We start from the raw sequence: 13,544 nt of genomic DNA on the forward strand, positions 1-13,544 counted from the left end.
GCTGCTTCTGCCGCTTCGACATCTCCGGCCGGTGCGTGGTGAACACGTCGAACAGCTGCGCACGAATGTTGATCACCGGGTTCAACGAGTTCATCGCCCCCTGGAACACCATCGACACCTTGTCCCACCGGAACCGGCGCAACTCCTCATCCGCCAACCCGACCACATCGATGTCCACCCCCGACCGGTCGTGGAACACCACCTCCCCCGCCGTCATCAACGCCGGCGGCTTCAACAGCCGGTTCATCCCATACGCCAGCGTGGTCTTGCCACACCCCGACTCCCCCGCCAACCCCAGGATCTCCCCACGATTCAGGGTCAACGACACATCACGCACCGCCTTCACCGGCGGATCCACCTCATACTCGATCGACACATTCCGCGCCGTCAGCACCGCATCACCGGTCATGCCTCTGCTCCGTTCGGGGTGTGCGCGGCCTCGACGCCGCGCCCGGCGCGCTGGGCCTGACGCACGCGGCGGGCGTTCTGCGGAGCGAGCCGCAGCTTCGGGTTGATGATCTCGTCGATCGAGAAGTTGATGAGCGACAGACCTGCGCCGAGCAGCGCGATCATGAGCCCCGGCGGGACGAACCACCACCACGCGCCCTGTCCGAGCGCCTGACCGCTCTGCGCCTCGTTGAGCATCGTGCCCCACGTGATCGACCCGGTCGGCCCGAGGCCCAGATAGGAGAGTCCGGCCTCGCCGAGGATCGCGAAGATGATCGCGAAGAGGAACTGGGCTGTCAGCAGCGGGAGAAGATTCGGGAGGATCTCGACGAAGATGATGCGCCCGGACTTCTCGCCCGCCACGCGGCTCGCGGCGACGTAGTCGCGGGCGCGCACGGATCGCGACAGCGCGCGCAGCACGACGGCGGACCCCGCCCAGCCGGTGATGCCCAGCACGACGGCGACCAGCAGCCAGCTGCGCACCGGGATGTAGCTCGAGATGACCATCACCAGCGGGAGACCCGGGATCACCAGCATGATGTTCGTGAACAGCGACAGGATCTCGTCCCACCAGCCGCCCTTGTAGCCGGCGACGATGCCGAAGATGAGCGACAGCACGAGGGCGATGAGGCCCGCGATGATGCCGACCATGAGCGAGCCCCGCGCGCCGGTGGCCAGCTGTGCGAACACATCGTAGCCGAGCTTGGTGGTGCCGAGGATGTGCTCGGGACTGGGCGGCTGCAGGGCCGGGTTGTCGGAGTCGTACGGGTCCTGCGCGAAGATCGGCGCGATGATCGCGAACAGCACGATGCCGACCACGATGATGAGGCCGATCGCGAGCTTGAGCGACATGCGCGGCATCAGCTGCCGGAACCCGCGACGAGCGTCGCGCGCCTCTTCGCGGGCGGTCACGATGTCGACCGTGACCGGCGGGGTCATGATGGCCGCAGGCGCGATGATCGTGGGGTCGATGGCGAGCTCCGACATCGTCGGCGGCTCGTCGACGGCGGACGCGGGGCGCGGATCGGTCACTTCTGTTTCCTCAGACATTGTGGCGCGCCCTCGGGTCGATGAATCCGTAGACGAGGTCCATGATGAAGTTCGCCGCGAGCACCGCGATCGTGATCACGAGGAACACGCCCTGCATGAGCGCGTAGTCGCTGTTCTGGACGGACTGGATCATGAGCTTGCCGACGCCCGGGTAGGTGAACACCTGCTCCATCACGATGGAGCCCGCGACGACGAAGCCGAGCGAGATGCTGAACCCCGCGATCGAGGGGATGGCGGCGTTGCGGGTCGCGTAGGTGCGAAGGATGCGCATGGGCTTCAGGCCCTTGGCCTCGGCCGTGACGATGTAGTCCTCCGAGACGGTCGACACCATCATGTTGCGCATGCCGAGCAGCCACCCGCCGACCGAGCTGAGCACGATCGTCAGCGCCGGCAGGAAGCCGTGGTAGATCGCGTTCGAGATGAACGCCCAGCTCCACTCGGGCCCCTCCGGGAACTCGAAGACGTCGTAGCCGCCGATGATGGGGAACCAGCCGAGCGCCACCGAGAAGACGGCGATCAGCACGAGCGCGAGCCAGAAGTAGGGAATGGACTGGAGCACCGTCGTGAACGGCACCAGGTGGTCCACCCACGTGCCACGGCGCCACCCGACCCACGCGCCGATGCCCACGCCGAGGATGAACGAGATGAGCGTGGCGAGGCCGACCAGGATCACCGTCCACGGCAGGGCCGCGGCGATGAGGTCGACCACCGGAGTCGGGTACTTCGTGATGGAGATGCCGAGATCCCCCTGAAGCAGCCGACTCCAGTAGTTGACGTACTGCTCCCACATCGACTGGTCAGTGCCCCCGAGCAGGGCCTTGATGTTGCGGATCTGGGTCTCGCTGATCTCCCCGCCGGCACGCTGCATCTTGGCGATCATGATGTCGGCGGGGTCGCCGGGCAGAAGCCTCGGCAGGAGGAAATTGAGGGAGATCGTCGCCCACAGTGTCACCACGTAGAACCCGATCCGCCGCGCATAGAACTTCATTGCGGCGTACTCCTCCGTGCCGCGGCTTCTGCCCGGTCGTGCATTACTTCACCGGCTCCAGGTGCTGGAGGATGTAGCCGGCCGCCACCGAGCCCCACGCGGGCGGGAAGGCGTACAGGTCGTCCTCGGTCGGCCAGCCCGTGTAGTCCTTCGAGTTGTAGAAGGTCTGGGTGGCGTTGATCACCAGGGGGATGTAGGGCAGGTCGCGCACGATCTCGGTCTGGACCTTCGCGTACGCCTCCTTCTTGACGGCCTCGTCGTTGGTGGCGGCCGCGGCTGCCACGGCCTCGTTCACGACAGGGTTGTCGTAGCGGCTGAAGTTCCAGCGGCCGGTCGGGACCTCCTGGCCCACCTGCGACGTGGACTCACCGGTGAACCAGTCCTTGTAGATCTGGAACGGGTCGGCGACCGAGGTGCCGATGACGCCGCCCATGATCAGCTGGTACTGGCCGGTCTGACGGGCGTCCGAGAACTCCTGCCACTGCACCGTGGAGGCGGTGACCTTGATGCCAGCCTCGGCCGCCTCTTCGGAGATGAGCTTCGCGGCGTCGTTGTAGTCGGTCCAGCCGTCGACCGAAATGAGGCTCAGCTCGATCGGCGTGCCGTCCTTGCCGTAGAAGCCGTCGCTGCCCTTGGTGTAGCCGGCTGCTTCGAGGATCTGACCGGCGGCAGCGGCGTCGGGAGACTGCGGGCTGACCTCGTTGGCCGGGTCGGCGACCCACTTCTGGTCGCGCGGGAGCAGCGCGAAGGTCGGCGAGATGTCGCCCGTGAGGCCGACGAAGGCCTTCTCCTTGATCGTGCCGCGGTCGATCGCGACGTTGAGAGCCTGACGGACGGCGACGTCGGTCTGCGGACCGGTGCAGCCGAGTTCCGCGTTCGAGCACGTGTACAGGACGGTGGGGTCTGCGGCGTGTTGATCATGCTGATGACGCCCTTGTCGGTGACCGAGTCGGGGTTGGGCACGAACATGCCTGTCCAGTCCAGCTTGCCGGCCGTCAGCAGGTCCTGCGCCGACTGGTTCGCGTCGATGCCGATGTACTGCACCTTTTTGATGGCGGGCACGCCCTTGTCGCGGAAGTTCTTGTTCGCCACGACGGTGTACGACGCATCCGTGACGTTCTCGACAACGTACGGGCCGGTGCCGACCGGGTCCTCGTCCGTGAAGGTCGAGTAGTCCTTGACGTCCTTCCAGATGTGCTCGGGAAGGATCCACGTGGTGCCGAGGATCTGGAACTCGTTGGTGTACTGCGGGCTCGAGTACGTCAGCACGAGCGTGGTGTCGTCCGGCGCCTCGGCCGAGACGAGGCCGTCGCGGTGGTTGGGCTCGTAGTTGAACGTGAAGGCGGCGTCTTCGGCCGAGAAGTCCTCGCCGTCGCTCCACTTCACACCGTCCTTGAGCTTGACGGTGATGACGGTGCCGTCCTCGTTGTACTCGAAGCTCTCGCCGAGCATCGGCGCGGGAGCGTCGTCGGCCGTCTTGTTGTAGAAGAACAGCGGCTCGTAGATCGGGCCGAGCGCGGCGTGGAGCACGCTCGGCGAGAACGGGTTGAAGTTCGCCTCGATCGGGGTCTGGCTTCCCGCCCAGACCCGCAGGGTGGGTTCGTCGGAGGAGGAGCCGTTGCCCCCGCCTCCACCGGCACAACCAGACAGGCCGAGACCGAGGATCGCAGCCCCGGCGACGGCCAGAAGCGCGGCGCGGCGCTTCGCGTTTCGAATCATCTTTGGTTCTTTCTCTCGTGCGGCATTGCAGGGAGGAGTGCGAGGGCACCCGAGGACGCTCATTAGTTTTGTTCCCTAACAAACGTTTGAACGTAAACCTAACAAACATTCCCCTGCGTCGCATCCTTGATTCGTCACGTCTTGGCAACGGTTGACGCCTACTGCTGCAGCCCCGGAATTATGTCGGCACGGGTTTGGCTTCAGGTCACTCTGACACTATGATCGACGTTAGTTAGAGTCATCATGACCAGAACAGCCACCGACATCACCACCGCGACCGCCGCACCGGGACCCGCCGATGCGACGCGAGTCGCCGTGTCCACGGTGATCTTCGCGCTCCGCCGCCTCGACGGCGACGACGCGGCACGGGTCGCGCTCCCCCTCGTCCGACGCACGCGCGATCCCCATGAAGGGCAGTGGGCACTGCCCGGCGGTTGGCTCGACATCGCCGAGAGCCTGGATGCCGCGGCATCCCGCACCCTGGCCGAGACGACCGGGCTGGCACCGAGCTATCTCGAGCAGCTGTACGCGTTCGGGGCGGTCGACCGCTCCCCCACCCGGGTCGTGTCGATCGTGTACTGGGCGCTGATCCGCGCCGACGAGATCTCTGAGGATGCCGTCGAGCCTCTGTTCGCGACCGAGAACGTGCAGTGGTTCGACGCCACCGCCCTCCCCCGCCTGGCGTTCGACCACAACGAGATCGTCGACTACGCGCTGTGGCGCCTGCGCAACAAGGTGGGCTACAGCCGCATCGCGCACGGGCTGCTCGCCGACGAGTTCACCCTCGCCGATCTGCGCGAGGTGTACGAGGCCATCCTCGGCCGCCGCCTCGACCCGGCGAACTTCCGTCGTCAGGTCGAGAACTCCGGCACCCTCATCCCCACCGACCGGTTCCGCACGGGCAGTCATCGCCCGGCGCGGCTGTACCGCTACAACCAGGACGTCGAGCTCGCCGACCGCGGCCCGCTCGACGTCGCCCACTGACCATCCCGAACGGAGCGCCCGCCATGCCCGCCGTCAACATCACCCTCCAGCCCCGGCCCGAGCTCGATCCGTCCGTGGACCACGAGATCCAGGCCATCGTCTCCGGAGCCCTGCAGGGCGAGACCTGCAACACGGACCTCGCCGCCGGTCCGTGGGACTTCGACACCCGCCCCGGCTACGGCCCGGGGTCGTCGATGGGCGACGTGATCCCGACCGGCTCACCCCGTCAGGGCGAGCTGCCGCGCGAGTACCGCGAGGCGTCCGAAGCCGAGCTCGCCGACCGCATCCGTGCCGCGAAGGCGACGCTCGGCGACCGTGTCGTGGTGCTGGGCCACTTCTATCAGCGCGAAGAGGTCGTGGTGCACGCCGACTACGTGGGCGATTCGTTCCAGCTCGCGAACGCCGCCCTCGAGCACCCGGACGCCGAGGCGATCGTCTTCTGCGGCGTCCACTTCATGGCCGAGACCGCCGACCTGCTGTCGCGTCCCGAGCAGGCCGTGATCCTTCCGAACCTCGCCGCGGGCTGTTCGATGGCCGACATGGCCGACATCGACCAGGTCGAAGAGGCGTGGGAGCAGCTCGCCGACATCTACGGCGACATGGACGCGAAGGACGCCGACGGCCTCGTGCCCGTCGTGCCGGTGACGTACATGAACTCGAGCGCGGCCATCAAGGGCTTCGTGGGCCGCCACGGCGGCATCGTGTGCACCTCCTCCAACGCCCGGACGGTGCTGGAGTGGGCTTTCGAGCGAGGACGCCGCGTCCTCTTCTTCCCCGACCAGCACCTGGGCCGCAACACCGCCAAGGCGATGGGCGTGCCGCTGGAGCAGATGCCGATGTGGAACCCGCGCAAGCCGTACGGCGGCTCGGACGCGCAGACGCTCGCCGACGCGCGGGTGATCCTCTGGCACGGCTTCTGCTCGGTGCACCGCCGCTTCTCGGTCGACCAGATCGCCAAGGCCCGCGTCGAGCACCCGGGCGTGAGGGTCATCGTGCACCCGGAGTGCCCGATGGAGGTGGTGGATGCCGCCGACGAGTCCGGCTCGACCGACTACATCCGCAAGGCGATCGAGGCGGCGACCGAGCCGACCACGTTCGCGATCGGCACCGAGGTGAACCTCGTGCAGCGCCTCGCCGCCGAGCACCCTCAGCACACGATCTTCTGCCTCGACCCCGTCGTGTGCCCCTGCTCGACGATGTACCGCATCCACCCGGGCTACCTCGCGTGGGTGCTCGAAGGCCTCGTGGCCGGCGAGGTGCGCAACCGCATCACGGTCCCGTCGTCGGTGGCCGACCCGGCGCGTCTCGCCCTGGAGCGGATGCTGGCGGCCAAGCCTCCGGCAGCCCCCGCAGCCGACTGGGAGAACGCCTCATGACCGAGCCCGCCGCGCCGCGGGCGATCGTCGTCGGCTCCGGCATCGCCGGCCTGCTGACGGCGCTGCACGCGGTCGAGCACGGCTGCCGGGTGACGCTGGTCACCAAGGACGTGCTCGAGCATGCCAACACGCGCTTCGCGCAGGGCGGCATCGCCGGCGTCATGTTCGACGACGACCGCGCAGAGGACCATGTGCGCGACACGCTCGTCGCCGGCGCCGGGCTGAGTGACGAGGCCGCCGTCCGCGTGCTCGTCGACGAGGGCCCCGACCGCATCCGCGAGCTCATCGCACTGGGCGTCGCGTTCGACCGGGACGCGACCGGCGGGTTCGTCAAGGGCCTCGAGGCCGCGCACTCGTACCCCCGCATCCTGCACGCCGGCGGCGACGCGACGGGCACGGTGATCGAGAAGGCGCTCGTCGCCCGCTTGCGCGCCAGCGACGTCGAGGTCGTGGAGCACGCATTCCTCGTCGACCTCGTCGTTACCGACGGTCGCGCCGCCGGCGTCGAGCTGATCGTCGGGGAGTCGGCATCCGCACCCGGGCGCCGCGAGACCCTCCTCGCCGACGCGATCGTGCTCGCGACCGGGGGCGCGGGCGAGCTCTACGCCCACTCGACGAACCCCGAGGTGGCGACGGGCGACGGCATCGCCGCCGCGATCCGCGCCGGCGCCGAGGTGCGCGATCTGGAGTTCTTCCAGTTCCACCCGACGGTGCTGGCCGCAGGCGACTCGTTCCTGGTATCGGAGGCGGTGCGCGGTGAGGGTGCGACCCTCGTGGACGAGAAGGGCCGGCGCTTCGCTTTCGACGCGCATCCCGACGGCGAGCTCGCACCCCGCGACGTCGTCGCCCGGGCGATCGCGCACCAGATGGAGGCGCAGGACGGCCGACCGGTGTACCTCGACGCGACGCATCTGCATTCGGCCGATGCCGGCGAGCGCGCCGCCTTCCTCGCGCGTCGGTTCCCGACGATCGATGCGGCGGTGCGCGAGCGCGGCCTCGACTGGGCGCGCGAACCCATCCCGGTCACCCCGGCCGCGCACTACCTGATGGGCGGCGTCACCACGGACCTGTTCGGCCGCACCACGCTTCCCGGCCTGTACGCGGTGGGCGAGACGGCGCGCACGGGCGTGCACGGCGCGAATCGTCTCGCATCGAACTCACTGCTGGAGGGAGCCGTGTTCGGCGCCCGCGCGGGCGACACGATCGCGGCGGACGCGGCATCCGGTTCCTGGCCCGTCGACCGCACTGCCGGGCAGCCGGCGGCGAGTGCCGACGGGGGCGCGACCGCGGATGCGCCGCCCTTCTCGCGGGCGGCGCTGCAGGAGCTGATGTGGCAGGACGCCGGACTCGTCCGTGACGAGGCGGGCCTCGGGCACGCGGCATCCGTCATCGCCCACTGGCGCGCACAGCCGCGCGACCCGCGCACGGAGCACGACTTCGAGGACGAGAACCTGCTGCTCGTCGCCGAGCGGGCCGTCGCCGCCGCGCGCGCCCGCCGGGCGTCGGTCGGCGCCCACTATCGCAGCGACGCCGCCGACGCCCTCGGCACCGGCGCCCAGAAGGACCCGCAGCACGAGAGGGAGGCCGTCGCATGCTGACGCGAGCCGTGATCGACCGCGCCGTGGGTGCGGCGCTCGAAGAGGACGCGCCGTGGGGCGACCTCACGAGCGAGGCCCTGCTCCCCGAGACGGCGGTGGCGCGCGCAGACCTCGTCGCCCGTGAGCGCGGGGTGTTCTCGGGGGGCGAGGTGTTCGAGGCGGCCTTCCGGCTGACGGATCCGCGCATCGACGTGCAGCTCGTCGTCGAGGACGGGGAATGGTTCGAGCCGGGCGCCGTGCTCGCGGTGGTCACCGGCCCCGCGCGCGGGGTGCTCACGGCAGAGCGCATCGGCCTCAATTTCGTGCAGCGCATGTCGGGCATCGCGACGCTCACCGGCGCGTACGTCGCCGAGGTCGCCCACACCGGCACGCGCATCGCCGACACCCGCAAGACGACGCCCGGGCTGCGGGCGTTCGAGCGCAAGGCGGTGCGCGACGGAGGCGGGCGCAATCACCGGCATTCGCTGTCGGATGCCGTGATGGCGAAGGACAACCACCTCGCGGTGCTGGCGCAGAAGGGGGTCTCGACGACCGACGCGCTGCGCGCGGCGAAGGACTTCCTCCCCCACACGACCCACATCGAGGTCGAAGTGGACCGGCTCGATCAGATCGAGCCGGTGCTCGCCGCCGGCATCGGCACGATCATGCTCGACAACTTCTCGCTCGACGACCTGCGCACCGGCGTCGCCCAGGTGGCCGGTCGCGCGACCGTCGAGGCGTCGGGCGGCGTCTCGCTCGAGACGGTGCGGGCGATCGCCGAGACCGGAGTGGACGTCATCTCGGTCGGCGCGCTCACGCACTCGGCACGCGCGCTCGACCTCGGCCTCGACGTCCGGATCGACGCGGCCTGATCCGCGCAGCGACATGAGCCTGCTCTATCTCGACAACGCCGCGACCACGCCGGTGCGTCCGGAGGTGCTCGAGGCGATGATGCCGTACCTCACGCGCTGGTACGGCAACCCGTCGAGCCATCACACCGTCGGCGAGGCGGCCGCCGACGCGCTGGCCGACGCCCGGTCACGCGTCGCGCGCGTGCTGGGACTGCGGCCCGGCGACATCGTCTTCACGAGCGGCGGCACCGAGGCGAACAACCTCGCCATCAAGGGCATCGCCATCGCCGCCGCGCTGCGCCGCGACGATCGGCGTGCCCACGTGGTGACGACGCCCATCGAGCACGAGTCGGTGCTCGAATCGGTGGACTATCTCGAGCGCGTCCACGGCTTCGCGGCGACGCGGGTGCCGGTCGACGAGTTCGGCCGGGTATCGGTGGATGCCGTGACCGCCGCGCTCCGGGACGACACCGCCGTGGTCGCCGTCGGCTACGCGAACAACGAGATCGGCACGATCCAGGATGCCGCGGCCCTCGCCTCGGCCGTGCACGCGCGCGGCGTCCCGTTGCACCTGGACGCCGTCCAGGCCGCCGGGTGGCTCCCGCTCTCGGCCGCCGACCTCGGGTACGACGCGATCTCGCTCGCAGGCCACAAGCTCGGGGCGCCCAAGGGCACCGGCGTCCTCGGCGTGCGCGGCCGCATCCCGCTGGAGCCGCTGCTGCACGGGGGCGGCCAGGAGCGCGGACGCCGGAGCGGCACCGAGGATGTCGCCGGCGCCGTCGGGTTCGCCACGGCGCTGGAACTGGCCGAGCAGGAGCGGGTGGAGGCATCCGCCCGCGTCACCGCGATCCGGGACCGGTTCATCGCCCGCGTCCTCGAGCGCGTACCGTCTGCGCGGCTCACGGGCGACCCCGAGCACCGGCTCCCGGGCACCGCGAGCTTCACGTTCGCGGGCACCAGCGGCGAGGCCGTGCTGCTGGAGCTGGAGCGCCGCGGCGTCGTGTCGTCGAGCGGTTCGGCGTGCGCCGCGGGCAGCGACGAGCCCTCGCACGTCCTCGTCGCAATGGGGGTCGCCCCCGAGGTCGCGCAGACCGCTGTGCGCTTCACGTTGCCCCGTTGGCTGAACGCGCCGCTGGATGCCGTCGCCGACGCCGTGGAGGCCTCGGTGGCCGCCGTCGCGGGATGACGCGATCGGGCCGGGGCGGGTGCCCGGCACCATAGGATCGGGGACGTGCAGAGCCCTGTCGTGACCGTCATCGTGCCCGGCTACGATGTGGGGGGGTACGCTGCCGAGGCGCTCGACTCGCTGCGCGCGCAGACCCGCGAGGACTGGGTCGCCGTGCTCGTCGACGACGCGTCGAACGACGACACCGGCGCCCTCTTCGAGGCCGCGGCCGCGGCCGACGACCGCTTCCAGGTCGTGCACCATCGCGAGCGCGGCGGACTGAGCGCCGCCCGCAACACCGGGCTCGACCTCGTCCGCACCCCGCTCATCGGCTTCCTTGACGGCGACGACCGCTACACGCCCCGGGCGCTGGAGCTGCTCGTCGGCACCGTCGTCGACAGCGGCAGCGACTTCGCGCTCGGCGCCTACGTGCGGCTCCGCCCCGAGGGCGACGGCCACTACGTATCGGGTTCGGTCCAGCCGTGGGTGGCCGCCGCCACCGCCCCCGCGCGCACCGGCACCACCCTCGAGGCCCACCCCGAGGCGTCGGGCAACATCGTCGCGTGGTCGAAGGTCAGCCGCACCGAGTTCTGGCGGCGCACCGGCCTGCGCTTCCCCGTCGGCAAGGCCTACGAGGACCAGATCGTCGCGCAGCAGCTCTACACGCGCGCCCGCGCCTTCGACGTCATCCCGGACGTCGTCGTGGAGTGGCGCGAACGGGCCGACGGCTCCTCGATCACCCAGCACAAGGGCGAGCTCCCCGTGATGCGCGACTACCTCGAGGCGCTCGCGGGCGGGATCGCCGTGCTGGATGCCGCCGGCCAGGCCCGCGCGGCCGCCGCCCGCGTCCGGCTCATCCTCGCGATGGACCTGCCGCCGCTCGTCGACCTGGCGCGGGACCACTCCGACCCGGCGTACCGCCGGGAGCTCGGCGCGTTCACGCGCATGCTGTGGGCGCGCTCCGGCGGAGCCGAGCCGCCCGAGCCGGCGGCCACGGCCATCGCCGCTGCGCGGCTGTGGTGACGCCTCTGGCAGCCTGAGGTCTCAGGCGTCGCTCTCGAGGGCCCGCTCGGCCTCGAGGATCCGCGAGGACGCGAGCTGCTGGGCGGCGAGCTCGGCATAGAGGCCGCCGGCCGCGATCAGCTCGGCGTGCGTACCGGACTCCACGATGCGGCCGCCCTCCACGACATGGATGACGTCCGCGCCGATGACCGTCGACAGGCGGTGCGCGATGGTCAGCGTCGTGCGGCCACGGGATGCGGCATCCAGCGCCTCCTGCACGACCCGCTCCGACACCGTGTCCAGGGCGGACGTCGCCTCGTCGAGCAGCAGCACCGGCGGGTCCTTCAGCAGCACCCTCGCGATCGCGATGCGCTGCTTCTCGCCGCCCGAGAGGCGGTACCCGCGCTCTCCGACGATCGTGTCGTACCCCTTCTCGAACCCGGCGATCACATGGTGGATGTTGGCTGCGCGGCACGCGGCCTCCAGCTCGGCATCCGTCGCATCGGGCTTGGCGTACCGCAGGTTCTCGCGGATCGTCGCGTGGAAGAGATAGGTCTCCTGCGACACGATGCCGACGCTGTCGACGATGGACTCCTGTCGCAGGCGGCGCACGTCCTCGCCCGCGAACAGCACGGAGCCGCCGGACGCCTCGTAGAGCCTCGGCGTGAGATACAGCACCGTCGTCTTGCCCGCTCCCGACGGGCCGACGAACGCCACGTGCTGGCCGGGCTCCGCCGCGAACGACACGCCCCGCAGCGTCGGGCGGGCGTCGGGCGCGGCATCCGGATACCGGAACACCACCTCGCGGAACTCGATGCGCCCGAGCGGGCCGGGCGCATCGGCGACGTCGATGGCGTCGGGGGCGTCGCTGATCGCGGGCACCAGGTCCACGTACTCGAAGATCCGGGCGAACAGCGCCGACGAGGTCTGCAGGTCGAGCGAGACCCGCATCAGGCCCATCAGGGGCATCAGGAGGCGCGCCTGCACGGTGGTGAAGGCGACGATCGTGCCGGCGGTGATCGCGTCGGCGCCGCCCGAGATGAAGTATCCCGACACCAGGTAGATGACCGCGGGGACGCTCGCCATCAGCACCTGGACGACCGCGAAGAAGCCCTGGCCGCTCATCGCGCGGCGCACCTGCAGCCGCACCTGGTTGGCGTTCTCGTCGGCGTAGCGGGCGGACTCGGTGCGCTGGCGGTTGAACGACTTGGACAGGAGGATGCCCGAGACACTGAGCGTCTCCTGCGTGATCGAGGTCAGCTCCGAGAGGGACTCCTGCGTCTCTCCCGCGATCCGTGCCCGCACCTGGCCGACGCGGCGCTGCACGATCACCAGGAACGGCATGAGCACGACCGCGATGATCGTGAGGCGCCAGTCGATGATGATCATCGCGACGAGAGACGCCACCACGGTCACGGCATTGCCGAGGATGCTCGTCACCGTATTGGTGAGCACGCCCGAGACTCCGCCGACGTCGTTCTGCAGCCGCGACTGGATGACGCCGGTCTTCGTGCGGGTGAAGAAGGCGAGCTCCATCGCCTGGAGGTGATCGAACAGCGTGGTGCGCAGGTCGCCCGTGACGCGGTTGCCGACGGTCGAGGTGAGCCACGTCTGCAGCACGCCGACGGCCGCGCCGAGTAGGAACAGGCCGATCATCGCGAGCACGAGCTGCCAGAGCAGCGTCAGGTCCGGCGCCGAGCCGTCGACCGGGAACAGTGCGTCGTCGAACACGCGCTGCACGAGCAGCGGCGGGACGACGGCGATGCCGGCGCCGAGGACCACGAGCACGCCGGTGAAGACGATCGACCACAGGTACGGGCGGAAGAGCCCCACGACGCGGGCGCCGAGATTCGGGATGCGGGGCGCCGAGGCGTTCGCGCGGCGCTGCGCCTCGGTGTCGACGGGCCGGAACCCGGGATGTCCTCCCCCGCCACCGCCACGCATGCTCACCCCGTCAAGCCTAGTGAGCGTGTGGACACAGAGGTCCGCGGCAGTAGGCTCGCCATATGACCTCGACTCCCGACGCCCCCGAACACGACGGCAGCGACCTCGCCGAACTCCGTGCGGAGATCGACGAGCTCAAGGCGATCCCGCACGAGGAGATCGTGAACCCGCTGCCGCACAACCTCGAAGAGCGCGAGCCCGAGGCCGAGCCGACCGACGCGATCGGCTCGGAGGACTGGGACGCTCCCGAGGAGCCCGCCCACAGCTGACCCGCGGCAGCCATCCGGCATCGCTTCCCCGGATCGGGAATGCGATGTCCGACCCCGCGGTTACCTTGGAAGCTTGCCATCCTCGGATGGCACATTGCTGTCCATCCGAGCCGCGAGGAGACGACCCATGGCCGCCATCGAGACGACACCCGGAACCGGCAGCATCCCCGCT

General features: G+C 70.0%; 12 protein-coding genes and 1 pseudogene. 7 read left to right on the forward strand and 6 right to left on the reverse strand.

Annotation, left to right across the window (positions count from 1 at the left end):
* The 5 genes and pseudogenes from ACTHNQ_RS19080 to ACTHNQ_RS19100 all read right to left on the reverse strand — a co-directional run.
* On the reverse strand, nucleotides 1-409 hold a 409-nt coding region (locus tag ACTHNQ_RS19080; protein ID WP_440335518.1), incomplete at its 3' end, for an ATP-binding cassette domain-containing protein.
* Nucleotides 406-1,479, reverse strand: coding sequence for an ABC transporter permease (locus ACTHNQ_RS19085; protein ID WP_440335519.1), 1,074 nt, complete (start codon nucleotides 1,477-1,479; stop codon nucleotides 406-408). The genes ACTHNQ_RS19085 and ACTHNQ_RS19080, both read right to left, overlap by 4 nt.
* 10 nt (nucleotides 1,480-1,489) lie before the next feature.
* The gene (locus tag ACTHNQ_RS19090; RefSeq protein WP_440335520.1) at nucleotides 1,490-2,485 is read right to left on the reverse strand and encodes an ABC transporter permease; all 996 of its coding nucleotides are present in this window, start codon (nucleotides 2,483-2,485) and stop codon (nucleotides 1,490-1,492) included.
* Between the two features lie 43 nt (nucleotides 2,486-2,528).
* Nucleotides 2,529-3,464 (reverse strand): ABC transporter substrate-binding protein, encoded by a 936-nt coding sequence (locus ACTHNQ_RS19095; RefSeq protein WP_440335526.1) that lies wholly within the window; start codon nucleotides 3,462-3,464, stop codon nucleotides 2,529-2,531.
* Nucleotides 3,449-4,267, reverse strand: a pseudogene (locus ACTHNQ_RS19100) (ABC transporter substrate-binding protein); the annotation flags it as partial. The gene ACTHNQ_RS19095 and the pseudogene ACTHNQ_RS19100, both read right to left, overlap by 16 nt.
* Before the next feature lie 180 nt (nucleotides 4,268-4,447).
* Between ACTHNQ_RS19100 and ACTHNQ_RS19105 the strand changes: the two are divergent.
* The 6 genes from ACTHNQ_RS19105 to ACTHNQ_RS19130 are packed head-to-tail and all read left to right on the forward strand — an operon-like array spanning nucleotide 4,448 to nucleotide 11,180.
* A complete protein-coding gene (locus tag ACTHNQ_RS19105) occupies nucleotides 4,448-5,188 on the forward strand; it encodes an NUDIX hydrolase (RefSeq protein ID WP_440335521.1) in 741 nt (246 codons plus the stop codon).
* Nucleotides 5,189-5,211: 23 nt separating this feature from the next.
* Nucleotides 5,212-6,564 (forward strand): quinolinate synthase NadA, encoded by a 1,353-nt coding sequence (gene nadA / locus ACTHNQ_RS19110; RefSeq protein WP_440335522.1) that lies wholly within the window; start codon nucleotides 5,212-5,214, stop codon nucleotides 6,562-6,564.
* The gene (gene nadB / locus ACTHNQ_RS19115) at nucleotides 6,561-8,162 is read left to right on the forward strand and encodes an L-aspartate oxidase (RefSeq protein WP_440335523.1); all 1,602 of its coding nucleotides are present in this window, start codon (nucleotides 6,561-6,563) and stop codon (nucleotides 8,160-8,162) included. The genes nadA and nadB overlap by 4 nt, the downstream gene beginning before the upstream one ends.
* On the forward strand, nucleotides 8,156-9,013 hold the full coding sequence (gene nadC / locus ACTHNQ_RS19120; protein ID WP_440335524.1) for a carboxylating nicotinate-nucleotide diphosphorylase: 858 nt from the start codon (nucleotides 8,156-8,158) through the stop codon (nucleotides 9,011-9,013). Before nadB ends, nadC begins: the two co-directional genes overlap by 7 nt.
* Nucleotides 9,014-9,032: 19 nt before the next feature.
* Nucleotides 9,033-10,178, forward strand: a complete 1,146-nt coding sequence (locus tag ACTHNQ_RS19125; RefSeq protein ID WP_440335527.1) for a cysteine desulfurase family protein — start codon at nucleotides 9,033-9,035, stop codon at nucleotides 10,176-10,178.
* 45 nt (nucleotides 10,179-10,223) lie between these two features.
* Nucleotides 10,224-11,180, forward strand: a complete 957-nt coding sequence (locus ACTHNQ_RS19130; RefSeq protein ID WP_440335525.1) for a glycosyltransferase family 2 protein — start codon at nucleotides 10,224-10,226, stop codon at nucleotides 11,178-11,180.
* Nucleotides 11,181-11,201: 21 nt separating this feature from the next.
* Here the strand turns inward: ACTHNQ_RS19130 and ACTHNQ_RS19135 are convergent, their stop codons facing one another.
* Nucleotides 11,202-13,103 carry an ABC transporter ATP-binding protein gene (locus ACTHNQ_RS19135; protein ID WP_440335528.1) on the reverse strand — a complete coding sequence of 634 codons (1,902 nt, stop codon included), beginning with the start codon at nucleotides 13,101-13,103 and terminating at the stop codon, nucleotides 11,202-11,204.
* A gap of 62 nt (nucleotides 13,104-13,165) precedes the next feature.
* On the opposite strand from ACTHNQ_RS19135, the gene ACTHNQ_RS19140 reads away from it, so the two are divergent.
* On the forward strand, nucleotides 13,166-13,372 hold the full coding sequence (locus ACTHNQ_RS19140; RefSeq protein ID WP_018172266.1) for a hypothetical protein: 207 nt from the start codon (nucleotides 13,166-13,168) through the stop codon (nucleotides 13,370-13,372).
* Nucleotides 13,373-13,544: the final 172 nt, after the last annotated feature.

The sequence above is a fragment of the Microbacterium sp. genome (genome assembly GCF_051953575.1).
Lineage (GTDB): Bacteria > Actinomycetota > Actinomycetes > Actinomycetales > Microbacteriaceae > Microbacterium.